This is a genomic window from Ruegeria sp. BF12 (assembly GCF_056538705.1).
In genome coordinates this window covers 14,218-36,560 of record NZ_JBQFTP010000011.1, presented here as the reverse complement: position 1 = coordinate 36,560, position 22,343 = coordinate 14,218, and the positions used below count along the sequence as shown (strand labels likewise).

Here is a 22,343-nt window from a genome sequence, read left to right as displayed (position 1 = left end):
ATGTTCTATCGTGAGGCCGGAGATTTCAAAACCTCCTACGTGGATGACAGCCAGACCTTCCCGATCAAGTTCGACCGCTATCGGTATTACGCGGTGCTTGCAGTGGCGTTCGGGATCATCCCGTTCATCATCAATGATTACTGGGCCAATGCCCTGCTACTGCCTTTCCTGATCTACGCGATCGCGGCGATCGGGCTGAACATTCTGGTGGGCTATTGCGGGCAGGTGTCCTTGGGTACCGGTGGTTTCATGGCCGTGGGTGCCTATGCCTGCTACAAGCTGATGACCGCCTTTCCCGATGTCAGCATGTTCATTCACGTCATTCTGGCAGGAGGCATCACGGCAATCGTCGGAGTGCTGTTTGGCCTGCCCAGCCTGCGGATCAAGGGCTTTTATCTGGCGGTGGCCACACTGGCGGCGCAGTTCTTTCTGGTGTGGCTTTTCAACCGAGTGCCGTGGTTCTACAACTACTCGGCTTCGGGCCAGATCAACGCGCCGGAGCGGGACGTGTTCGGCATTATCATCACCGGCCCGAACGCGCCGGCCTGGGCCACCTATCTGTTTTGCCTGATCTTCCTTGCTGTAAGCGCCCTGATCGCGCGCAATCTGACGCGCGGCACTACGGGCCGGACATGGATGGCGATCCGTGACATGGACATCGCGGCCGAGATCATCGGGGTAAACCCGCTGAAGGCCAAGATGAGCGCTTTTGCCGTCAGTTCGTTCTTCATCGGCATCGCGGGCGCACTGTTCTTTGCGGTCTACCTTGGCGCGGTCGAGGTCGGCGAAGTCTTCGGTATCCAGAAGTCGTTCCTGGTGCTGTTCATGATCATTATCGGCGGGTTAGGGTCTATTTTTGGGTCATTCGCTGGTGCGGCTTTCCTTGTTCTGCTGCCGGTGGTCCTGAAGGTTGTCGGCGTCGACGTGCTGGGCTGGCCCACGGATATCGTGGCGCACCTGCAGCTGGTAATCGTCGGCGCGCTGATCATCATGTTCCTGATCCTGGAACCGCACGGGCTGGCGCAGCTGTGGCGCGTGGCGAAAGAGAAACTCAGACTCTGGCCGTTCCCGCACTAAGGGGCCGGCCCAATGAAAAGACGGGCGGCACAAGCCCGAACGCAACATCGGACTAACCAAGGGAGGAGACACCCGATGAACAAGACACTGGCAACCATGGCGCTGGGCGCCCTGATGGCCGCAGGGCCGGCGATGGCGGATCTGGTAATCCCGGATCTCAGCTATCGGACCGGGCCCTATGCCGCAGGCGGTATCCCGTTCTCGGACGGGTACAACGACTATTTCACCCTGCTGAATGAACGCGACGGCGGTATCGGTGGCGAACCGATCCGCGTGGTAGAATGCGAAACCGGATACAACACTGAAAAAGGTGTTGAATGCTATGAATCGACTAAGGGTGAAGGCGCGCTGGTGTATCAGCCTCTGTCGACCGGTATCACCTATCAGCTGATCCCCAAAGTAACCGCAGACAACATCCCGTTGCACACGTTGGGCTATGGCCGCACCTCGGCGGCAAATGGCACCGTATTCAGCCACGTATTCAACTACCCGGCGAACTACTGGAATGGGGCGTCCGGCGCGATCAACTATTTGCTCGACGAGAATGGTGGAGACCTGAGCGGTAAGAAAATCGCGCTTGTCTATCACAACTCGGCCTATGGCAAAGAGCCGATCCGTACTCTGGAAACTCTGGCGGAAAAACATGGGTATGAGCTGGCGTTGCTGCCCGTTGACCACCCGGGCCAGGAACAGAAATCCCAGTGGCTCCAGATCCGCCGTGACAGACCCGATTATGTGATCATGTGGGGTTGGGGCGTCATGAACCAGGTCGCCGTGCAGGAGGCCGCCAATATCCGCTTCCCGATGGAAAATTTCATCGGTGTCTGGTGGTCCGGTGCCGAATTTGACGTCGAACCAGCGGGAGAAAAAGCCAACGGATACAAGGCATTGACCTTCACTGGGTTGGGTATGGACTACCCTGTGTACGGCGACTTGCAGAAACATGTCGTTGACGCAGGTAAAGCCGCTGGTGCTGGCGATCAACTGGGCTCGGTCCAGTACAACCGGGGTCTTTATGCCGCGATGCTTGCTTCCGAGGCAATCAAGACGGCTCAAGAGATCCACGGCGTTGCCGACATTACCCCCGCGATGATGCGCGACGGCATGGAAGCGTTGGAAATGACCAACGCAAAGATGGATGCGCTTGGCATGGCAGGCTTTGGACCCGAGTTCACGGTTTCATGTGAAAACCACGGCGGCCCCGGTTTGGTCGGTGTTGTCCAGTGGGATGCCTCGGCCAAAACCTGGAACACGGTTCAGGACTTCAAACCAACCGATGCCGAAGTGATCGGCGCGCTGATCGCCGAAGACTCGGCGGCCTATGCGTCCGAGAACAACATCGAACCGCGCTGTAACTAAGGCGCTTTGAACTCCGGGGCGGCGGCAGACCGCCGTCCCGAACCCAACACACGCACGAGGACACACCCAGATGCTGGATGCGGCTCAAACCACTGATGTGCAGGCGGAAACCCTGCTTGAGGTCAACAATATCGAGGTGATCTACAATCACGTGATCCTCGTCCTGAAAGGCGTCAGTCTGACCGTGCCCAAGGGCGGCATCACGGCCCTGCTGGGTGGCAACGGCGCTGGCAAGACCACGACCCTCAAGGCGGTGTCCAACCTGCTGCATTCGGAAAGGGGTGAAGTCACCAAGGGGTCGATCACCTATCGTGGGACCAGCGTGCATGAAAGCGATCCCGCCGATCTGGTGGAAAAGGGCGTCATCCAGGTGATGGAAGGCCGCCATTGTTTTGAACATCTGACCGTTGAGGAAAACCTGCTGACCGGGGCCTATACCCGCAAGGATGGCAAGTCGGCCATTCAGCAGGACCTTGAACTGGTCTACACATATTTCCCCCGCCTCAAGGAACGCCGCCGATCGCAGGCGGGCTACACCTCTGGCGGCGAACAACAGATGGTTGCGATGGGTCGGGCGCTGATGTCGCGACCTGAAACGATCCTGTTGGACGAACCCTCGATGGGCCTGGCCCCACAGCTGGTCGAAGAGATTTTCGGCATCGTGAAGGACCTCAACGAGAAGGAGGGCGTATCCTTCCTGCTGGCCGAGCAGAACACAAATGTGGCTCTAAGGTTTGCACATTACGGCTATATTCTGGAATCCGGGCGCGTCGTGATGGACGGTCCGGCCGCCGATCTGCGCGAAAACCCAGATGTGAAAGAGTTTTATCTGGGCATGTCCGACGAAGGCCGCAAAAGCTTCCGTGACGTGCGATCTTACCGCCGCCGCAAGAGGTGGCTGTAAGGGAATGGAGGATCTGGCGATGACCTATTACGACGCACTCGAAACCCGATCAGCCGATGAACGTGCCGCAGATCAGGCGCAGGCGCTGCGCACTCAGATTGACCGCGCTCTGTCCGCCCCCGGCTTTACTGCTCATCTGGCCGACGCCGACACTGGCGCTGTAAAGTCCGTTGAAGACCTGGTCAAACTGCCTGTGTTGCGGAAATCCGATCTGGCGCAGGCGCAGGCGTCGCGCCCGCCTTTCGGCGGGTTCACTGTCAAACCGGCGCGGCACTTCCATCACGTGTTCCAGTCGCCCGGTCCGATTTATGAACCCGGCAGCACGGATCATGATTGGTGGCGCATGGGGCGGTTCCTGAATGCGGCAGGCGTGGGTCCCGGTGATATCGTTCAGAACTGTTTTGGCTATCACCTGACGCCAGCTGGCATGATCTTTGAAAACGGGGCTCGGGCTGTTGGGGCTGCTGTGCTGCCTGCGGGCACCGGCCAGACGGAACTTCAAGTGACAGCGGCGCGGGATGTAGGCTGTACCGCCTATGCGGGTACGCCGGACTATCTGAAGGTCATTCTGGACAAGGCTGACGAGATGGGCGTGGCGCTGCATTTCTCGAAGGCCGTTGTCGGCGGCGGGGCGCTGTTCCCGTCTCTGCGTCAGGACTATGCCAATCGGGGCATTTCCTGCCTGCAATGCTATGCCACGGCCGATCTGGGCAATATCGCCTACGAGAGCGCCGCGATGGAGGGCATGATTATCGACGAACACGTCATCGTCGAGATCGTCACTCCGGGCACCGGAACACCGGTGGCTGTTGGTGAGGTGGGTGAGGTTGTGGTGACCTCTCTGAATCCTGATTACCCGCTGATCCGGTTCGCCACCGGTGACCTGTCTGCGATTATGCCGGGCGTCTCGCCTTGCGGGCGTACAAACGCCAGAATCAAAGGCTGGATGGGCCGTGCGGACCAGACCACCAAGATCAAAGGCATGTTCGTGCGACCTGAACAGGTGGCCGCACTGGTCGACAAGCACGAAGAAATCGTCAAAGCCCGTGTCATCGCCGCCCGTCAGGGTGAGATGGACACGATGACCGTTCAGATCGAAAGCGCGGGCGGGGATGATATGGCCTACGCCAAATCTGTGGTCGAGGTGCTGAAACTGAAAGGCGCGATCGAGGTCGTGGCCCCCGGATCGCTGCCCAAGGACGGTTTGGTGATCGAAGATCAGCGCGTCTACGAATGATCTTCTGACAATTCTGCGGCAGTATGTGCCGCAGAATTGTTCCCCTGCGGACTGGTGTTTCTTAGCATTTTGGTCGATTAAAGGCGGATCAATAGCCAACGCCAGTCACAAACCGGGTCCATGGCCGAAATCGACTATTCAGAACACGGAAAGCGCAATCGCGGCGCGCTGGGCACCCGGCTGGTGGGTATCGTTGCCTATCTGGTCGCGGCGGCTTGTCTGCTGCCGATGGTGGCGGTCGTATTGGCGGCGGTCACTGGCGGGACAGATACGGTCTCACACCTGTTAGTGACGGTGCTGCCCGGTTACGCACTTACAACTGTGATACTGGTCGTTTTGGTGGCGGCAGGGACTTTCTCCATCGGCGTTGGCGCAGCCTGGCTGGTGACGATGACGCGCTTTCCCGGTGTCCGTTTTCTGGAAATCGCACTGGTCCTGCCTCTGGCCTTCCCGGCCTATGTCCTGGCCTACGCCTATACGTTCATTCTGGACCATCCCGGAATTGTGCAGACCACGCTGCGGCAGGTGACCGGATGGGGGCCGCGCGACTATTGGTTCCCCGAAATCCGCTCGACCGAGGGCGCGGCCGTGATGCTGATCCTCGTGCTCTACCCTTATGTCTATCTGCTGGCGCGCGCGGCGTTTCTGCAGCAAAGCGCCACCGCCTTTTTAGCCGCCCGTGCGCTGGGCAAAAGCCCGTGGCTGGCGTTCTGGCACGTGTCTTTGCCGATGGCGCGCCCGGCTATTGCGGGTGGTGTCTTGCTGGCGATCATGGAGACCATTGCAGATTTCGGGACAGTGGCCTATTTCGGCGTTCAGACGTTTGCCACCGGCATCTACACCAGTTGGTTCTCGATCGGAGATCGGGCTGCTGCCGCGCAACTCGCCCTGTGTTTGTTGGGCTTTGCATTGCTCATGGCCGTGGCCGAGCGGATGCAACGCGGCAAGGCCAGGTATTATCAGGCGGGCAAAAGTCATGCTTCTCTGCCGTCGGCTCAACTGAAGGGTTGGCAGTCTGTGGCGGCCTTTACGCTCTGCATTATACCGGTGTTGCTGGGCTTTTTGCTGCCGGTGTTCATCCTGATCCAGATGGGTATGACGTCGGAACAGAACTTGCTGTCGCGGCGGTACATTGGGTTCATCCAGAACTCGCTGACATTGGCCGGGGTTGCGGCGGTTGTCACAGTCTGTGCCGCGATCTGCGTGGGGTTCTTTCAGCGGCTGCGTCCGGGTCGCAGTTCGGCCACCGCGGGCTATCTGGCGCGGCTGGGTTACGCTGTGCCCGGCGGCGTGATCGCCGTTGGTCTGATGGTCCCCTTTGCCAGCTTTGACAACGCGCTGGACGCCTGGATGCGCGAGACGTTCGACGTCTCGACGGGTCTGCTGGTCACAGGTTCGATCTGGCTGCTGGTGGCGGCTTACATGGTGCGTTTTCTGGCCGCTGCGCTGAGCGCCTATGAAGGCGGGCAGAGCACCGTTCATGCCAACATGGATGCGGCGTCACGGTCTTTGGGTCAAACGCCGCTGGGAACGTTGCGCCGGGTGCATCTGCCGATCCTGACACCTTCGTTGCTGACCGCGCTGTTGATCGTTTTTGTTGACGTGATGAAAGAGCTGCCCGCAACCCTGATCATGCGGCCGTTCAACTTTGATACACTGGCCGTGCAGGCGTATCGGTTGGCCTCGGATGAGCGGCTGGAGGGGGCTGCGGTGCCGTCTCTGGTCATCCTTGCTGTGGGGCTTTTGCCGGTGATTCTGATCTGTCGGCAGGTCGGGCGGCGCTAGGGCCCAGCGATCCAAAAATACCACACCTGTCGCCACCGGACTTGATTCAAACGCGTTTTCCGGCAAGGCTGAGGGTATGAACATGCAGCCTCCCAGCCGGTTTTCTGCAAACTCGGCCCAGATGCCAGTCGCGTTCGACCGGCGCGAGATGTCACATATCCTGTCCGTCTATGGCAGGATGGTCGCCGCCGGAGAATGGCGCGATTACGGCATTTCCAACCTGCGCGACATGGCGGTGTTTTCCATCTTTCGACGTACGGCAGAGCACCCGATCTATCGGGTCGAAAAGCACCCGCGCCTGCGATCGAAGCAGGGGATGTACTCGGTGATCGGTATGGATGGGCGCATCCTGAAGCGTGGCCATGATCTGCGCACTGTTTTGCGGGTCCTGGAACGCAAGCTGATCCGGTCCGTAGACCTTGATTAGAGCCGTTTATGGGCCGTTACAGGCCCGTCTCCCTGCTCCAGAATTCGGGTGATGGCCTGGTCCATCGGCTCAAACGTCACGTCCATGTGGTAGGCATTGGCATGCAGCAACATGTTGTCGCCATAGACCCATGCGACATGGCCCTTCCAGAACAAAAGATCGCCCCGTTTTGGTTCCGTCCCGGCGGAAAGTGCCTCGCCCAGTTTGCGTTCCTGATCCCCGCTGTCCCCAGGGCACGCCACGCCGCAGGCCAATAACCCGGCCTGAACCAACCCGGAGCAATCGATACCAGAACGGCTGTTGCCGCCCCACAGGTAGGGCGTGCCCAGAAACAACTCGGCCACAGTGACCGGATCGGTGAGCCGCGTTGCGCTGAGTTTGGCGTGAATTGCCGGTATGAACCCCAGTTCTGTCTCAAGAAACCGGTCCTGTTCGGACAGCACATGCAGTCTGCTGCCGAAACTCAGTGATACCCGGTCGGGGCTTTTCATGTCTGGCCGTTCATAGGCATGGGTCGCCGGTGCGGTGACCCAGTGGGTCTCTGTAGCCTCGGGTCCCAGATGTTCGGACCGGACCCAACCGGGATAGCCGTCCTTGTCCGAAGTGATCCGGCTCCATCCGTCGGTTTCCTCGGCAACATCTACCGGGTCACCAAACAACAGTTGCCGGTCCCGAGGGCCATTCGGATCGCGCAGCAGGTCCACAACCGGCTGTATGATGCGCCGGCGTGTCATAGGCCCAGAATTTCGGGCAGAGCGGTCAGCAAGGCGCGCGGTCCTTGTCCCAGTCCGCCTTTGCTGCGTCCGGGGGCTTTGCTGGGCTGCCAGGAATAGATGTCGAAATGCATGTAAGGAGTATCGCCCACAAACCGGCGCAAGAACAGGGCTGCGGTGATAGAGCCTGCAAATCCGCCTGCCGGGGCATTGTCCAGATCGGCAATGCCGGGTTCGATCATCGCCTCATACGGTTCATGGAACGGCATCCGCCAGACCGGGTCAGCGGCTTTCTTGCCTGCTCGTGCCAGTGCCTCCGCCGTGCTGTCGATATCGGTGTAGAACGGTGTCAGATCAGCGCCAACGGCAACTCGGGCTGCGCCGGTCAGCGTCGCCATCGAGATGATCAGGTCTGGCTCACCCTCGTCCGCCAATGCCAAAGCATCTGCCAGAACCAACCGTCCTTCCGCATCGGTGTTATTGATCTCAACGGTCAGGCCCTTGCGTGAGGTCAGGACGTCCCCGGGTCGGAACGCATTGCCGGACACCGAATTCTCGACCGCCGGGATCAGAATGCGCAGCTGCACCGGCAGCTCCAACGCCATGATCATCCGCGCCAGACCCAACACATTGGCCGCGCCACCCATGTCTTTCTTCATCAAAGCCATCGAGTTGCCCGGCTTAAGGTTCAACCCGCCCGTATCAAAACAGACGCCTTTGCCAACCAGCGTCAACTTGGGGCCGGATTTACCCCAGTTCATCTCGATCAGGCGCGGTTCCTGCGCGGCGGCGCGGCCAACGGTGTGGATCATAGGGAAGTTCTGTTCCAGCAGAGCGTCGCCCCGGATCACGGCACAGGATGCGCCGAATTCCTGCGCCAACACTTCGGTTGCCGCATGCAACTGGTCCGGACCCATGTCGGAGGCCGGAGTGTTAACCAGGTCGCGGGTCAGAGCCTCGGCATTTGCCAGAACCTCGATCCGAGCGGCATCGACACCTTCGGGCGCGACAAGGCGGGCCTTGGCCGCGGATTGCGTAGCATAGCGGTTATAGGCGTACCCTGTCAGCAACCAACCTAGGCATTCGGTGCTCAACGCGTCTTCGGGCACTCCGGAGGCGATGTGATAGGCCCCTTTTGGCAACGCTTCGGCCGCGGCAGCCAACGGGAACCGTTTTCGCGCGCGATTGGCGGCTTTGCCGTAACCAGCCAAAGCAAATCCCGACCTGGCCTTCGCGCCTGGAACCAACAACGCCTGACCCATCGCGCCGGTAAACCCGTTGGCCTCGACCCAAGACACGACGTTATCCGGCTGCTTTTGCAGCCAGGCGTCCAGATCGGGTTGCGCAATAACATGAAGCGGAACAGAAGATTCGGATGGCGAAGCGAAGGACAGGGTCATGGGGATCTCGGCTGGTTCGATTTGCGCCCAGCCTAGCTGCCCACAATCCGTCCGCAAGCCCCGTCAGACGGAAAGATCCTGCTGATCCCAGATCACGGTCAGTGATTTCTCACCGACACGGATCAGCCGCGACAGGGTGGCGCCGGTTGCAACGGCGTCCCCTGTATCCACGTTTTGCGCCACGTCGTCGGCCACCCGGGCCAGCGCGGTCATACCGACCTGCTCGGCGATGGCCACCAGCGAACGTGCGCATTTGCGCAGCCCGGCCCAGTCGCGTCGTCGCCAGAAACGCTCGCAATTCGACAGTCGTACCGCCAGTTCCTCGACCGTACGGCACAACACATCCAGGGCATTCTTGTCGCCCAACTGGTGATGTAACCCGTTCAACCTATCCGAATCCAGTCGCACGGTTTCTTTGTGTTCAAGCGTGATTATGTTAGCCACCACAATTACCCCAATTCTTTACGCCCCCACGGCATAGCTGGACTTTGGTGGTAGAATCCTTTGCAAAACCTTGCATCTGTGTTTGAAAATGGGTCGAATTTTTCGCGAATTCAGTTTACAGCAGCCGACAGACACAAGAACAGGGACACGAGAATGGACTTAGCCAAACCTCTGCCGACCTATCTGGTCAAGCGGTACCACGGCTGGAAAGCCACCACCTATTCGGAAAACCAGGTCTGGTATCGCCGCCTGGCCACCGAAGGACAGCGCCCACGTGCGATGGTGATTTCCTGCTGTGACAGCCGGGTTCACGTGACATCGATATTTGGTGCTGATCAGGGCGAGTTTTTCATTCATCGCAATATTGCCAACCTCGTGCCGCCTTATGCGCCCGATGGTGATCACCACGGCACCAGCGCGGCTATCGAATACGCGGTTACCGCGCTGAAAGTTGCACATCTGATCGTGCTGGGCCATTCGCAATGCGGTGGCGTTCAGGGCTGCATCGACATGTGCAAGGGCAAAGCGCCACAGCTGGAAGCAAAAGAAAGCTTTGTTGGCCGCTGGATGGACATCCTGAAACCGAAATACGATTTGGTTGCCGATGTTGAAGACGGCGTCGAACAGGCACGGCAGTTCGAACGGCAGGCGGTCGTGGCCTCGCTGGAAAACCTGATGACATTCCCCTTCGTGTCTTCGGCCGTCGAGGATGGCTCGCTCAGCCTTCACGGCTTGTGGACCGACATCGGTGAAGGCGGGCTGCAGTGCTATGACCCAAAGGAGAAGAAATTCGTGGTTGTCTAGACGACCCGATGTCTGAGAGTTTTTGTGGCGCGGATCAGGTCTCTGATTTCGCGCCATTTTTTGTTATGCTCAGGGCAAATCTTTTTGGATCAGGAGCGCACAATGCGATTCATTAAACGTATTCTCGTCACTCTGCTTTTACTCATTCTGGTTCTGGTCGGCGTCTCTTACCTTTTGCCCAGCAAGGCCGAAGTGTCCCGCAGCATTATGATCGACGCACCGGCCAGCGCGATCTTTCCTTATGTGAATTCGATGCAGGAAACCGAAAAGTGGTCGCCCTGGCTGTCGCGCGACCCTGAAACCCAACTGTCCTATAGCGGTCCCGAGGCAGGCGTTGGCAACACCCTGAACTGGACCTCTGAGCACCCGCAGGTTGGCTCCGGGACGCAAGAAATTGTCGAAAGCGTGCCGGACCAGACAGTCAAAACGGCGCTTGACTTCGGTCCGATGGGTACGGCTTCTGCATCCTTCGATCTGACGCCCGAGGGCAATCAGACTCAGTTAACATGGGGATTTGAATCCGATCTTGGCATGAATCCAATGTCGCGTTGGATGGGCCTGATGATGGATAACTGGGTCGGTGGCGATTACGAGCGCGGGTTGGCCAATCTCAAGGCACTTGTCGAAGGGCAGGGGTGATCAACGCCGGGCGCGACATTTGTTAAGATTTGGCGGTGGCGATACCTGACAAGATTGACCTGTAGAGCGACCAATTCTGTCACATCCTGAACCGATTTGGTCGGTGACACGCGTGAGTTTGTGGGAAGTGAAGTCCCGGTCAAATTCACCGGCTAGATCAACGATACGGAAGGCTATGATCCAAAGCCAAAAAGACCAAAAGAAGGATTGTTAACCTCAATTTCTTTTTGCCCTTCTAAATCAAAAGTACCCTGCAGGCTTCTGAACGCTGCCAATTTGAAAACAGTATTGCTCCGCAAAGCCTAATAAAAAAAAGCCCCACCGATCACTCGACGGGGCCTCGTTCATTTACGTCTGTGGACTTAGCCCTTCTTCAGAACCTCACGGCCCAGCAGTTCTGCGATCTGCACCGCGTTCAGCGCGGCACCTTTGCGCAGGTTGTCCGAGACGCACCACAGGTTGATGCCGTTTTCAATCGTCGAGTCCTGACGGATGCGGCTGATAAAGGTGGCGAAATCGCCTGCGCATTCGACCGGCGAGACGTAGCCACCGGCTTCGCGCTTGTCGATCACCATGATGCCCGGTGCTTCGCGCAGGATGTCACGCGCTTCGTCTTCGTCCAGGAATTCCTCGAACTCGATGTTCACAGCCTCGGAATGGCCAACGAACACCGGAACGCGGACGCAGGTGGCTGTGACCTTGATTGACGGGTCGACGATCTTCTTGGTCTCGACAACCATCTTCCATTCTTCCTTGGTCGAGCCGTCTTCCATGAAGACGTCGATCTGCGGAATGACGTTGAAGGCGATCTGTTTCTGGAACTTTTTCGGCGGAACGTCCGAGGTAGGGTTGTAGACCGCTTTGGTCTGATCCCACAGCTCGTCCATGCCTTCCTTACCGGCACCCGAAACCGACTGGTAGGTCGACACGACAACGCGCTTGATCTTGGCGCGGTCATGCAACGGCTTCAGCGCGACAACCATCTGCGCGGTCGAGCAGTTGGGGTTGGCGATGATGTTCTTGTTTTTGTAGTCGTGGATCGCCTCGGGGTTACATTCCGGCACGATCAGCGGAATCTCGGGGTCATAGCGATACAGCGACGAGTTATCGATCACCACGCAGCCAGCGGCCGCCGCCTTGGGGGCATAGGTCTTGGTTGCGTCCGAGCCAATGGCGAACAGGGCCATGTCCCAGCCGGTGAAGTCAAAGGTGTCGATGTCCTGGGTCGTCAGTGTCTTGTCGCCAAAGCTAACTTCTGTGCCCAGCGAACGACGGCTTGCCAGAACGGCGAGTTCATCGACTGGGAACTGGCGTTCCGCCAGAATGTTCAGCATTTCGCGGCCCACGTTACCCGTGGCGCCGGCGACAACGACGCGATAGCCCATTTCATGTCTCCAAAGTTAAGGACGCGCGTTCATAGCTGCGTTGCGGCGAAGAAAAAAGAGTTTTCGGGGTATTATTGCCGGAATGACGCCGATTTTACGCAATGCAGCCCGTCAGGCGTCGCTGAGAAGCCGTTCATAGAGGGCGACAAGTGTTTTTGCTTCACCATTGATGTCGAAATTCTGCTCGACATGGGCGCGTGCGGCGATGCCGGAACGGGCCAGGGATTCGCGGTCGAACAGCATCTCGGCGGCGGCGTCGGCCAGCGCGGGAATGTTCCCGGGTTCGACCACACGGCCCAGAGACGGGTCGGTGACAATCTCGGAGAACGCACCTACATCGGTGGCAACAACCGGCACGCCACAAGCCATCGCCTCGAGAGGCGTGAGGCCAAAGCCTTCCCACCGTTGAGGGGCGATGAACAGGTCCAGCACCTGATACCACTCGGCGATCTGATCGACGGTCACTTCGGGCATGAACAGAATGCGGTCAGCCAGGCCGGCCTTGGCGACCCTGTCTTTCAGTTCGGTCAGAAAGCCGGTGTGTTTCTCGGTCGCGCGTCCCATGACGATGCCATGGACGTCGTCAAACCGCCCGCACAGGTCGATCATTGCGTCGACAAACGCGTCGGTGCCTTTCTGATGCCGGATACGGCCATAGCAGCCCAGCAACAGGCCATCAGGCAAGCCCAGCCGGGCACGGACAGCGGCCTTGTCTTCGGGAGGCGTGAAATCCTGCAGGTTGATACCGTGCATGATCACCTGCGCATCACGCTCCAGATACCCGGCAGTTTTGCGCGAGGTGGCAACCACGGCGTCCATCTTGTCGATCAGCCACTTGGTATAGCCGCTATGGGCGCGTTGCGAAGCGCTGGTGAACAGCAGTTTCAGGCGCAGGCGGAGGATATTGCGCAGGAACAGGCCCAGCAGCATCTCGGTATTGCGGCGCGCATGCCAGACGCGCAGGGTTTTGCGTGACAGAAAAGGCAGGCGACCCAGCGGAATATGAGGGATGTCAGCGGGCAGGCCCGGACCTGTTGCGGCGATCTCGATCCACTGCACCTGCAGCGGCACAAGCCGCGCAATCGTCGCCGTCACACCCGAAAGCCTGCGTTTGAGATTGGGGGCAAGGACGCGCGGGTCGGACACTGGGATACTCCTGACTGATCCAGCGTCAGTCGACGCTGTCTCGGCTGAACAGATAGATCACGCATCCGATGGCAAGCGCGACCGCAAAAAAGCCGAATATCGCTGTGTAGGGCGCGGTTGGACTGATGTCCACCGTGGCCGCGTGTATCCGGCCGGTGACAAATTGCGCCAGACCTGCGCCGCCGATGCCAAAGAGATTCAGCAGGGTCATACCACGCCCGACCAGATGCGGCGGCACGAAGGCGCGGCCATGGGCCATAATGACCGGAAAGCTGGCGCCCAGAAAACCGATCGCTGCCATCAGCACCACGGACAGCCAGACCGCGCTGTCGATCCAGAGACACATCAGAACCAAGCCAGCCGCACCCAGCGCGTTGCCGCCGAAGATCACCCACTTCCGGGTGCCCAGCATCCGATCCAGCGGGCCATAGGCAAAGGTGCCCGCAATCATCGCGGCACCCATGATCAGGGTTGCGGTTCCGATCTGAGTGGTGCTGAGGTTGAAGATGTCGCTCAGGTATGGCCCGGCCCAAAGGCCCCGCGTGGCTGCCGAGGGCGCATAGGCGACCAGCATCAGCGGCAGGATTGCCCATAGTGCAGGTTCTTTCAGCAGATCCAGAAGTGAGCCACGATGTGCGGTCTCAACCCGTTTGGGATCATGCACGGTGAACAGGATGCCCAGCGCGATAGCGCCCGAAAACAGGGCAAGCACCCACATCGTTGCGCGCCACCCCAGAAGTTCTACGGCCAAGGCCGTTGGGTAAGAGGCCACCAGATTGCCGACGGAGCCAACACCCAACATCACCGCGGCCAAGGTCGCAAAGCGTGCTGGCGGATATTCCCGCGCAAAGATGTAGTAAGACGCCATCAGGACCGGAGAGCACCCAATGCCGATCAGCCCCATGGCGATCGCAATGTGAAACGGCGTGCTGGACAGCGCGAACAACGCCGCACCGCCTGCGCCTCCAACGAAAAGCAGAATCGCGGCCGTCAGGCGCGGCCCGACCTGGTCCAGCGCCCAGCCCACGGGCAATTGCATGGCGGCAAAGACCAGGAACCAGAGGCCGGAGGCAAAGGCCAGATCCTCGGGGGTGGCGCCAATGTCTCGCCCCAGATCGACGCTAAGCACTGCGAGAAAGGCGCGAAAAAACTGGCTGAGCACATAGCCCAGACACAACACCACCAGACCTGCCTTCATGAAAAGCCTCTTCCCCGAACCTGCGCAGAAATGCTTGGCACGTCACGGTGCCACACACAAGCGCGTGTGCTATACTGTTTTCACCGGACAGCGATCACATTCGGGCTATCCTTGTCCCTACCGAACATCCGAGGTGCCAATGAAAGACGCCCAGGCCGCGTTCTATGACAGTCTTCCCCTGTTGCGGGACTTCAACCGCCTGGTGGAGCCGGAACGGTTTTCGGCGGTGCCCAGTGACTGGGCGCTGGGCGTTGCGGATATCGTCGACTCCACCGGCGAAATCGCAAAGGGCCGGTACAAGACGGTGAACATGGTTGGTGCAGCAGTGATCTCGGCTATGATTAATGCGCTTCGGGGCAAAGAGTTTCCTTATGTTTTTGGCGGTGACGGTGCCGGATTTGCCGTACCTGCCAGCGAGATCGATACTGCGCGCGCCGTTCTGGCCGACGTTAGACGGTGGGCAGAGGAAGAGTTTTCGATATCTTTGCGCGGGGCGTTGGTGCCGGTTTCAAATATCCGTATGGCAGGCAAGGACCTACGGGTTGCACGCTACGCGCCATCCGACGGTGTAGACTACGCCATGTTCTCGGGTGGGGGTCTGGCTTGGGCCGAAGCGCAGATGAAAGCCGGAGAATTCACCGTCCCAGTTGCCGAGCCCGGCGCGCAGCCGAACCTGACCGGGCTGTCTTGCCGCTGGTCCAACAGCAGGGCGCGCAACGGCCAGATCGTGTCGGTCGTCGTGCAACCCACTGCAAGGGCGACTGAGAGTGATTTTGCCGATCTCGCCCGATCCGTTCTGTCCGCCTCGGAGGGTTTGGAGCGTTCGGGACATCCGGTTCCGGAAAACGGCCCGCCGATCAAATGGCCGCCCCCCGATGTCGGGCTGGACGCCCGCGTTGCGCGAGCCGGTCGCAACCTGCTTATGCAGCGGGTCAAGTTGCTGGGACAAAACCTGTTGATTGCCTTGTTGTTCAAATCGGGGAAACGGTTGGGCAATTTCGAACCCGAACACTACAAGCGCATGGTCAGCCGCAATGCCGATTTCCGCAAGTTCGACGACGGGCTGAAAATGACGCTGGACTGTGATCCGGCCACGCTGACACAGATCCAGACGATGCTGGAACTAGCCCGGGGTCGTGGAAAGATCCGCTATGGGCTGCACGCGCAGGACGAAGCGATGATGACCTGCTTCGTCCCCTCGGCCACGCGCGATGACCATGTCCACTTCGTGGACGGGGCCTCGGGCGGCTATGCGCAGGCTGCTGCCGCCATGCAGGCTTAACGTCTCACTTCGCCTTCCATTCTGCCGCCAAGGCTCGCGACACCTGCGCGAGCAGCATCACGTCAATGCCGACCGCCAGAAACTGCGCGCCCATCTCGAGATAGGCTTGGGTTGCTTCTGCGTTGGTGCCAAGAATGCCGGGAGCTTTGCCGGCCGCGCTGATCCGTGTCATCGCATCGGCAATGACGGCGCGCACTTCAGGCGCGGCGCTGTTGCCCTGGTGGCCCATATCTGTCGACAGGTCTGCCGGGCCGATAAAGACCCCGTCAATTCCCTCGACCTGCAGAATGTCATCCAGCGCCGCCATCCCGGCGCGATTCTCCACCTGAACCAGCAAGCAGATTTGATCGTCGGCGGATTGAATATACTCGGTGACCGACCCGTACATCGTCGCCCGGGCGGCACCAGCTCCGACACCGCGAACGCCTTGCGGCGGATACTGGCACGCCTTCACCAGTTCACGCGTCTGTTCGGCGCTTTCGACCATCGGCACCAGGATCGTCTGTGCTCCGGCATCCAGTACCATTTTGATCAGCGCGGTATCGCCCACCGGCACCCGCACCACCGGGTGCGAGGCGCTGGCCGTCAGCGCGATCAGCTGGTCGCGGATCGAGCGGATGTCGTTTGGTGCATGTTCACCATCAATGACCAGCCAGTCGAAGCCGGCGGTGCCCATGATCTCGGCGGTGACGGTTTCGGCAAAGCTCATCCAGCAGCCGATTTGTCGCTCTCCGTTTCTGAGGGCGTGTTTGAAGCGGTTCATGGGGGCGGGCATCGCGGAACCTCCTGTTTACGTCAGCGAGCGGGCGATTTCGGTAATCACGTCAAAGGCCATTCTAACATCGTCTTCGGTCGTCTCGAACTGACCGGCCTGGAACCGGATCACCAGATCGCCATCAACCCGGGTTTGTGTCAGATAAATGCGGCCATCATCGTTGATAGCATTCACCAGCCGCAAGTTCAGATCGTCCAGATCAGCATGACCCGACGGAGCATACCGGAATGTCCACAGTGACCACATCGGTTGGGTCACGATTTCGAAGTCCGGTTCAGCCGCCAGCCGGTCATGAAGTGCAACGGACCAATTGACGTGGTTGCGCAGACGGTCGCGCAGCCCTTCCAGCCCATAGGCGCGCATCACGAACCACAGTTTCAGCGCACGGAACCGGCGGCCCAATGGCACCGACCACTCCGAGTAGTTGATGATCCCATCCTTACCGTGGGTCTTCAGGTATTCCGGGCTGATGGCCAGCGTCTGCACCAGATCGTCGGGGTCTTTCAGGAAATGCGCGCAGCAGTCGAACTGAATGCCCAGCCATTTGTGCGGGTTGAAGACGATGCTGTCGGCCTGATCCACACCGGGCCAATAGCGGCGATATTCGGGGCAGATCATGGCCGACCCCGCCCAGGCCGCGTCCACATGGGAATAAAGCCCATATTTCTGCGCGATCTTCAGACATTCATCGACCGGATCGGTCGCCCCCGTGCCCGTGCCGCCGACGCAGAGAATGACGCCAGCAGGATGCAAACCAGTGTCTAAATCGGACTGAATTGCCGCTTCCAGCGCTTCGGGGTCCATCCCCCGCCAATCCCCTTTGATCGGAATACGCACCAGATTGTCCTGCCCGATCCCGGCAACCCATATGGCGCGATCAACGGATGTGTGCACTTCGGCCGAACAATAAACGCGCAGTGGTTTCCGCCCGAACAATCCTTGTTGGTTCCCTTGCCAGTTCAGGGCTTTCTCTCGCATCGTCAACACTGCGGCCAGTGTCGCTGAGGAGGCGGAATCCTGAATGACACCCGCAAAGCCTTCCGGCAGGTCCAGCGCCTGACGCAGCCAGTCCATCATCCGCGTTTCCATCTCGGTCGCGGCCGGCGAGGTCTGCCACAACATGCATTGCGGGGCGATGGCGCTAGCCAGGAACTCGGCCAGGACCGATGGGGCCGAGGCGTTCGAGTTGAAATAGGCAAAGAACCGAGGATGCTGCCAATGGGTGATCCCCGGCATCACGATGTCCTCGAAATCGCGGAAGACGTCCTCCATCGGCTGCGCGTGCTCCGGCGGATGTGCGGGCAGCGCGTTGAGAATGTCCCCCGGTTCGGTTCGGGCGCGTACAGGTTTGTCACCGACCGTCATGTGATAATCCTGTGTCCACTCGGCGATTTTCTTGCCCCAGTCCGAAAACTCATCCCACTTCATGCTAATCCTCAGATTTCCATCAAACCCGAGGCCGCCCCGAGCTGAGTTTCTTTATGTCGACAGTCATGGGCATTCAGCGCCAAAGGTCAATATTAATTGCTATGTTTACTAAATTTGATACCGCTTTGACGCGGGTTAGCGCCATTCATTAAGTCTCTAATAAACGAAATTCAGATAATAACGTACGAATTTGACTGGTCAGTTGCAGTAACGCCCGAATTCGGCAAAGATTCCGTATGACCAGCGACTTACCTAAAACGTCTCGCTCATTGCCGATTGCACTGCTGCGGGCGCGCGAAAGGGTCATGGGACCTATTCGGAATATGCTGGCTGATGCGGGTGTAACGGAACAACAATGGCGCGTTTTGCGCGTTCTGAAAGAGGAAGGCCCGCAGGAGCCAACGCGTATCGCGGATCGTGCGTGCCTTTTGCTGCCCAGTCTGACGCGAATCCTGCAAAAACTGGAAGCCAAGGGTTTGATCCGGCGCAAAGCTCATTCCGATGACAAGCGTCGCCAGATTGTCGACATCACCGCGAAAGGTGAAAAGATCATACAGGACAACATGCAGGTGACGCTGCACCTGGCCGAAGAGATCAAGGCCCAGTTGGGACCCGACCGGCACGAAGCCCTGTTGGATCTGCTGAATGATTTGCATGATCTGAAGACCTGATCGCGTGTGCTGCAGGATGCGGGCACAGCCCCCGCCGGAGAGATAGGGGGTATCCTCCGACGGGGTGGCCAGACTTTGACTGGACTTTCTGTCTGGCCCCGCGGCCAGATGTTCCGGGTTACCCTTTCCCATCCAGCTCACGTTTCAGAGAAACAGCCGACCTGAAATTAGGCGGACATCCGGACACAAAGACCGTGTTGGGGGTGATGATCTTTGGCCGTCGTTCTCTGATACAGTCGCACCCAACAGCGGGTGAGTGGCTTCAGCTGCGGCGGGTGTCTTGAGGTCAACGCTAGGTCTCCGGCTATATGTCTCCGGATTCGCATGACTTTCTTTGTCTGGTCACATAGCCCGTGTCGGGTGCTTGCCAAGGCAAAAAACCCAATTGTGAACACGCGCTGAAAGCTGCCCGTTCCCGCAATGGTGATAAAGGGTGCGTTCCCGCGCGGCTTGTCCAAGTGATCATGCCGACTTAGAAACGACGTGCGTGTTGCAGTTTAGGGGGCATTGATGCCGGACAATCTGTTTTCCTTACCCGAACCGGTCGCAATTCCGGTAGAGGGTGTTTCGTCAACATATCCCGTAGGTCGAATTTTCTGTGTCGGACGCAATTATGCGGCTCATGCGGCGGAAATGGGGAATGAAGTCGACCGGGAAGCGCCTTTTTACTTCACGAAATCTGCTGCGAACGCGGTTTTGTCCGGTGCGACAGTGCCATATCCACCGGGCACAGAGAATTTTCACTATGAGATGGAGTTGGCGGTTGCGATCGGCAAATCGGTATTCCGTGCAGGCAGTGCCGAGGCGCTGAGTGCTGTTTACGCCTATGGGTGCGCCTTGGACATGACCCGCCGCGACCTGCAAATCCGCGAGCGGAACAAGCAACGTCCATGGGATTTGGGCAAGGATCTTGAAAACGGAGCCGTGTTCGCGCCCTTGACCCGCGCTGCGGACTGGGCCCCGGACGCCAACAAACGAATTCACCTGAGCGTGAACGGCGAGATCCGGCAGGACGCGACGCTGGAAGAGATGATCTGGAAAATTGACGAGATCATCTGCCACTTGTCCGGTTTCTACCACTTGCGGCCGGGTGACCTGATCCTGACTGGCACCCCGGCAGGGGTTGGCCCGGTCCAGGCAGGCGACGTTTTGGAAGGCGGCATTGACGGGTTGCGGCCGATCGGCCTGACATTGACGCGGTGAAAAAGACCCTACTTGGGGGCTTTTAGCCAATCTGCCGCGAATACCACGCTGTCGAGTCCGGTAAATCGGCGGACGCGGTCGAGTTCTGATTGCAACCTGTTGGTCCGTGCATCGGACCAGCGCACGGATCGTTCCGGCCACAGTGCATTGACCTGAAGCACACCGCGATCCCGTTGCGCCTTCATGTCTATACGGCCGATCATCCGGTCACCTTCCAGCAGTGGGAAGACGTAATACCCGTAAGTTCGCTTTGCCGCCGGCACGAATACCTCAATCCGGTAGTGGAACCCGAACAGTCGCTCGGCGCGATTGCGATCCCGTAGCATGGGATCAAAGGGGCTGAGGACACGGATGCGGCCTGACGGGCGCGGCACGGTCGCGGCCATTTCCGAAACAGACGGGCGAGCGATCACTTTGCGCACATTCCCGTCCGCACACGTAATCTCGACCTCTTCCAAAACACCCTTGATTAGACCCTGTTCACACCAGGATTTCGCTTCGGACACGGAAACGGTATCCCAGAACGCGGCCAATTCGCCCGAGGTCGCGAACCCCAACCGATCCAGTGCCGCATTGCAAAGCCAGTTCACTGTTTCCTTGGCGTCGCAGGGGGCGTTCCCAGGGCAAAGATGCGTTTCGATCACCCGTTCCGTCAGGTCATAGCGCTTTTGAAACCCCTGCCGCCCTATGACCGTTAGCGCGCCTGAGCGCCACAGATACTCAAGCGCGGTTTTTGACGGGTGCCAGTCCCACCAACCGCCCGAGCCCTTTTTCTCATCCTTGCCAACATCGGATGAGGACACGGGGCCATGGTCGCGGATGTGCTGCAGGACAGTGGCAAACTGCTGTTCGAACCCGTCCCGGCGCCAGTTCTTCCATCGGGATTTCAGCAAATCGGCGTCGCGCTGAAAGCGCAGGTGCCAATGGGGATAAAACTCCATAGGAATGACAGCCGCGTCATGGGTCCAGTGTTCGAACAAAGCCCTGTCGCGTTCGTACAGACGTTTGAGATTGCCCGCGCGGTAGGATGGCCTCCGCGAAAACAGGATCATGTCATGCGCGCGCGCAACCGTGTTGATGCTGTCCAGTTGCACAAAGCCGAGCCGGTGGATCAATTCCAGCAGGTCCGAACCTTTGGAGCCACCTGACGGCGGTTCAGCCAATGCATGGCGATCCATGAACAGCGCGCGGGCTGTCCGGTTGTCCAGCCGTTGCATGGCCATGTGGTCAGCGCCGTTTCAGCGTGTCGCCATAACTGATCTTTGGGGTCAGGGTTACGCGTGTTTCGATCTCGGCATTGGGATCGGCCAATTGCGCCGCGATGATTTCCGCCGCCTTCCGGCCGATTTCCAACCGGCAGGCGTCCATGGTGGCCAGCTTGCGTGGCAGGCCCTGCAAAAGTTCGACGTTGTTGAACCCGGCCAGGCCGATCTGCCCTGGTACATCAATCCCCTGATCCAGCAGGTACAAAAGCCCACCGGCACCGATCATGTCGTTAGAGTAATACAGGAAATCCAGATCCGGAGACCGCTCCAGCATGGCCTGGGTCATCTCGCGCCCCTTGGCCAAGGCCGACCCGCCCGAATAGAACTCGCGATCTTCGATCTCGACGCCGTGTTTGCCCAGAACTTCGGTAAAGCCTTCGAACCGTTTGCGCGCGCGGTGGTCCAGCGGCATCTTGGTGCCCATGAACCCGATATGTTGATAGCCAGCCTTCAGGATCGCCTGTGCCATTTCTCGCCCTGCGCGACGATGAGAGATCCCTACCATCGCATCCACGGGTTTGCCGTCTGTATCCATGACCTCGACCACCGGAATACCGGCCGAATCCAGCATCGCCCGTGCCGCCTCGGTATGTTCCAAACCCGCGATGATTACACCGGACGGCCGCCACGAGAGCATCTCGTACAGCACCTTTTCCTCTTTTTCCGGCATGTAGTCGGTGACCCCGACAACGGGCTGCAGTTCGGTGTCTTCCAGCACCTGATTGATGCCGGTCAGCACCTCGGGGAACACCATGTTAGACAGCGATGGGATGATCACCGCCACGAGATTGACCCGGCTGGAAGCAAGCGCGCCTGCGATCTTGTTGGGCACGTACCCCAGCTCTTTCGCAGCTGCCAGAACACGGGTTCGCGTGGCGTCCGAAACATCGCCTCTGTTTCGCAGGACCCGACTGACCGTCATTTCTGACACTCCGGACGCTTCCGAGACATCACGAAGGGTAAGCGGGCGTTTGGTATCTGTTGTCACTGGGGTACCTGCGAAGTTGTTTTGCCCGATGGTAGCGTGAACAGAGGAAGATTTACAACCATTGTGCAAAGGCCATGACAACCCCGAAAAACCCGGTTACAGAGGGCGTTGCGCGCCCCCGTGGCTCAACTGGATAGAGCAGCCCCCTCCTAAGCGAATGGTCAAGGGGTGAATTTGTCTTTGAAATCAAGGGGCCGTTAAACTACTGAATGG

At 59.1% G+C, this 22,343-nt stretch carries 21 protein-coding genes; 11 read left to right on the top strand and 10 right to left on the bottom strand.

Annotation, left to right across the window (positions count from 1 at the left end):
* The 6 genes from ACR0J0_RS16735 to ACR0J0_RS16710 all read left to right on the top strand — a co-directional run bounded on the left by ACR0J0_RS16735 (position 1) and on the right by ACR0J0_RS16710 (position 6,789).
* Positions 1-1,077 carry a branched-chain amino acid ABC transporter permease gene (locus tag ACR0J0_RS16735; RefSeq protein WP_480665281.1) on the top strand — a complete coding sequence of 359 codons (1,077 nt, stop codon included), beginning with the start codon at positions 1-3 and terminating at the stop codon, positions 1,075-1,077.
* Positions 1,078-1,152: 75 nt separating this feature from the next.
* Positions 1,153-2,436 carry an ABC transporter substrate-binding protein gene (locus ACR0J0_RS16730; RefSeq protein ID WP_480665280.1) on the top strand — a complete coding sequence of 428 codons (1,284 nt, stop codon included), beginning with the start codon at positions 1,153-1,155 and terminating at the stop codon, positions 2,434-2,436.
* A 70-nt stretch (positions 2,437-2,506) separates the two neighbouring features.
* The gene (locus tag ACR0J0_RS16725; RefSeq protein WP_480665279.1) at positions 2,507-3,340 is read left to right on the top strand and encodes an ABC transporter ATP-binding protein; all 834 of its coding nucleotides are present in this window, start codon (positions 2,507-2,509) and stop codon (positions 3,338-3,340) included.
* A 19-nt stretch (positions 3,341-3,359) separates the two neighbouring features.
* Positions 3,360-4,577, top strand: a complete 1,218-nt coding sequence (locus ACR0J0_RS16720; protein ID WP_480665278.1) for a phenylacetate--CoA ligase family protein — start codon at positions 3,360-3,362, stop codon at positions 4,575-4,577.
* Between the two features lie 120 nt (positions 4,578-4,697).
* Positions 4,698-6,362 carry an ABC transporter permease gene (locus ACR0J0_RS16715; RefSeq protein WP_480665277.1) on the top strand — a complete coding sequence of 555 codons (1,665 nt, stop codon included), beginning with the start codon at positions 4,698-4,700 and terminating at the stop codon, positions 6,360-6,362.
* Positions 6,363-6,438: 76 nt separating this feature from the next.
* Entirely contained in the window at positions 6,439-6,789 is a 351-nt protein-coding gene (locus tag ACR0J0_RS16710) for a DUF2794 domain-containing protein (protein ID WP_480665276.1), read from the top strand.
* Here ACR0J0_RS16710 and ACR0J0_RS16705 read toward each other — a convergent pair.
* From ACR0J0_RS16705 to ACR0J0_RS16695, 3 genes are all read right to left on the bottom strand, one after another.
* Entirely contained in the window at positions 6,786-7,523 is a 738-nt protein-coding gene (locus ACR0J0_RS16705) for a C40 family peptidase (protein ID WP_480665275.1), read from the bottom strand. The two genes, ACR0J0_RS16710 and ACR0J0_RS16705, sit on opposite strands and share 4 nt — an antisense overlap.
* Positions 7,520-8,902 carry a leucyl aminopeptidase family protein gene (locus ACR0J0_RS16700; protein WP_480665274.1) on the bottom strand — a complete coding sequence of 461 codons (1,383 nt, stop codon included), beginning with the start codon at positions 8,900-8,902 and terminating at the stop codon, positions 7,520-7,522. The genes ACR0J0_RS16705 and ACR0J0_RS16700 overlap by 4 nt, the downstream gene beginning before the upstream one ends.
* Before the next feature lie 63 nt (positions 8,903-8,965).
* On the bottom strand, positions 8,966-9,349 hold the full coding sequence (locus ACR0J0_RS16695) for a hypothetical protein (RefSeq protein WP_480665273.1): 384 nt from the start codon (positions 9,347-9,349) through the stop codon (positions 8,966-8,968).
* Positions 9,350-9,499: 150 nt separating this feature from the next.
* Between ACR0J0_RS16695 and ACR0J0_RS16690 the strand changes: the two genes are divergently transcribed.
* A complete protein-coding gene (locus ACR0J0_RS16690; RefSeq protein WP_480665272.1) occupies positions 9,500-10,150 on the top strand; it encodes a carbonic anhydrase in 651 nt (216 codons plus the stop codon).
* 102 nt (positions 10,151-10,252) lie between these two features.
* Positions 10,253-10,789, top strand: coding sequence for an SRPBCC family protein (locus tag ACR0J0_RS16685; RefSeq protein ID WP_480665271.1), 537 nt, complete (start codon positions 10,253-10,255; stop codon positions 10,787-10,789).
* 362 nt (positions 10,790-11,151) lie between these two features.
* On the opposite strand, the gene ACR0J0_RS16680 is transcribed toward ACR0J0_RS16685, so the two are convergent.
* The 3 genes from ACR0J0_RS16680 to ACR0J0_RS16670 form a co-directional block, all read right to left on the bottom strand.
* Entirely contained in the window at positions 11,152-12,174 is a 1,023-nt protein-coding gene (locus tag ACR0J0_RS16680; protein ID WP_480665270.1) for an aspartate-semialdehyde dehydrogenase, read from the bottom strand.
* A 111-nt stretch (positions 12,175-12,285) separates the two neighbouring features.
* The gene (locus ACR0J0_RS16675; protein WP_480665377.1) at positions 12,286-13,326 is read right to left on the bottom strand and encodes a glycosyltransferase family 4 protein; all 1,041 of its coding nucleotides are present in this window, start codon (positions 13,324-13,326) and stop codon (positions 12,286-12,288) included.
* A 19-nt stretch (positions 13,327-13,345) separates the two neighbouring features.
* Positions 13,346-14,518: an MFS transporter gene (locus ACR0J0_RS16670; protein WP_480665269.1), complete on the bottom strand. Its 1,173-nt coding sequence runs from the start codon at positions 14,516-14,518 to the stop codon at positions 13,346-13,348.
* A 139-nt stretch (positions 14,519-14,657) separates the two neighbouring features.
* On the opposite strand from ACR0J0_RS16670, the gene ACR0J0_RS16665 reads away from it, so the two are divergent.
* On the top strand, positions 14,658-15,800 hold the full coding sequence (locus ACR0J0_RS16665; protein ID WP_480665268.1) for a DUF3095 domain-containing protein: 1,143 nt from the start codon (positions 14,658-14,660) through the stop codon (positions 15,798-15,800).
* Positions 15,801-15,804: 4 nt separating this feature from the next.
* Here the strand turns inward: ACR0J0_RS16665 and ACR0J0_RS16660 are convergent, their stop codons facing one another.
* A complete protein-coding gene (locus ACR0J0_RS16660; RefSeq protein WP_480665267.1) occupies positions 15,805-16,575 on the bottom strand; it encodes an HpcH/HpaI aldolase family protein in 771 nt (256 codons plus the stop codon).
* A 15-nt stretch (positions 16,576-16,590) separates the two neighbouring features.
* Positions 16,591-18,003, bottom strand: a complete 1,413-nt coding sequence (locus tag ACR0J0_RS16655; RefSeq protein WP_480665266.1) for a pyridoxal phosphate-dependent decarboxylase family protein — start codon at positions 18,001-18,003, stop codon at positions 16,591-16,593.
* A 236-nt stretch (positions 18,004-18,239) separates the two neighbouring features.
* Between ACR0J0_RS16655 and hpaR the strand changes: the two genes are divergently transcribed.
* The gene (hpaR, locus tag ACR0J0_RS16650) at positions 18,240-18,674 is read left to right on the top strand and encodes a homoprotocatechuate degradation operon regulator HpaR (protein WP_480665265.1); all 435 of its coding nucleotides are present in this window, start codon (positions 18,240-18,242) and stop codon (positions 18,672-18,674) included.
* Positions 18,675-19,184: 510 nt separating this feature from the next.
* Positions 19,185-19,877 carry a fumarylacetoacetate hydrolase family protein gene (locus tag ACR0J0_RS16645; RefSeq protein WP_480665264.1) on the top strand — a complete coding sequence of 231 codons (693 nt, stop codon included), beginning with the start codon at positions 19,185-19,187 and terminating at the stop codon, positions 19,875-19,877.
* Between the two features lie 8 nt (positions 19,878-19,885).
* Here ACR0J0_RS16645 and ACR0J0_RS16640 read toward each other — a convergent pair whose 3' ends face one another.
* A complete protein-coding gene (locus ACR0J0_RS16640) occupies positions 19,886-21,100 on the bottom strand; it encodes a winged helix-turn-helix domain-containing protein (protein ID WP_480665263.1) in 1,215 nt (404 codons plus the stop codon).
* 4 nt (positions 21,101-21,104) lie between these two features.
* On the bottom strand, positions 21,105-22,130 hold the full coding sequence (locus ACR0J0_RS16635; protein WP_480665262.1) for a LacI family DNA-binding transcriptional regulator: 1,026 nt from the start codon (positions 22,128-22,130) through the stop codon (positions 21,105-21,107).
* Between the last annotated feature and the right edge of the window lie 213 nt (positions 22,131-22,343).

What these genes read in the sequence shown, in the direction of transcription:
- ACR0J0_RS16735 (WP_480665281.1), top strand. Translation starts at nt 1, where the DNA reads ATGTTCTATCGTGAGGCCGGAGATTTCAAAACCTCCTACGTGGATGAC.
- ACR0J0_RS16730 (WP_480665280.1), top strand. Translation starts at nt 1,153, where the DNA reads ATGAACAAGACACTGGCAACCATGGCGCTGGGCGCCCTGATGGCCGCA.
- ACR0J0_RS16725 (WP_480665279.1), top strand. Translation starts at nt 2,507, where the DNA reads ATGCTGGATGCGGCTCAAACCACTGATGTGCAGGCGGAAACCCTGCTT.
- ACR0J0_RS16720 (WP_480665278.1), top strand. Translation starts at nt 3,360, where the DNA reads ATGACCTATTACGACGCACTCGAAACCCGATCAGCCGATGAACGTGCC.
- ACR0J0_RS16715 (WP_480665277.1), top strand. Translation starts at nt 4,698, where the DNA reads ATGGCCGAAATCGACTATTCAGAACACGGAAAGCGCAATCGCGGCGCG.
- ACR0J0_RS16710 (WP_480665276.1), top strand. Translation starts at nt 6,439, where the DNA reads ATGAACATGCAGCCTCCCAGCCGGTTTTCTGCAAACTCGGCCCAGATG.
- ACR0J0_RS16705 (WP_480665275.1), bottom strand. Translation starts at nt 7,523, where the DNA reads ATGACACGCCGGCGCATCATACAGCCGGTTGTGGACCTGCTGCGCGAT.
- ACR0J0_RS16700 (WP_480665274.1), bottom strand. Translation starts at nt 8,902, where the DNA reads ATGACCCTGTCCTTCGCTTCGCCATCCGAATCTTCTGTTCCGCTTCAT.
- ACR0J0_RS16690 (WP_480665272.1), top strand. Translation starts at nt 9,500, where the DNA reads ATGGACTTAGCCAAACCTCTGCCGACCTATCTGGTCAAGCGGTACCAC.
- ACR0J0_RS16685 (WP_480665271.1), top strand. Translation starts at nt 10,253, where the DNA reads ATGCGATTCATTAAACGTATTCTCGTCACTCTGCTTTTACTCATTCTG.
- ACR0J0_RS16680 (WP_480665270.1), bottom strand. Translation starts at nt 12,174, where the DNA reads ATGGGCTATCGCGTCGTTGTCGCCGGCGCCACGGGTAACGTGGGCCGC.
- ACR0J0_RS16670 (WP_480665269.1), bottom strand. Translation starts at nt 14,518, where the DNA reads ATGAAGGCAGGTCTGGTGGTGTTGTGTCTGGGCTATGTGCTCAGCCAG.
- ACR0J0_RS16665 (WP_480665268.1), top strand. Translation starts at nt 14,658, where the DNA reads ATGAAAGACGCCCAGGCCGCGTTCTATGACAGTCTTCCCCTGTTGCGG.
- ACR0J0_RS16660 (WP_480665267.1), bottom strand. Translation starts at nt 16,575, where the DNA reads ATGCCCGCCCCCATGAACCGCTTCAAACACGCCCTCAGAAACGGAGAG.
- ACR0J0_RS16655 (WP_480665266.1), bottom strand. Translation starts at nt 18,003, where the DNA reads ATGAAGTGGGATGAGTTTTCGGACTGGGGCAAGAAAATCGCCGAGTGG.
- hpaR (WP_480665265.1), top strand. Translation starts at nt 18,240, where the DNA reads ATGACCAGCGACTTACCTAAAACGTCTCGCTCATTGCCGATTGCACTG.
- ACR0J0_RS16645 (WP_480665264.1), top strand. Translation starts at nt 19,185, where the DNA reads ATGCCGGACAATCTGTTTTCCTTACCCGAACCGGTCGCAATTCCGGTA.
- ACR0J0_RS16640 (WP_480665263.1), bottom strand. Translation starts at nt 21,100, where the DNA reads ATGGCCATGCAACGGCTGGACAACCGGACAGCCCGCGCGCTGTTCATG.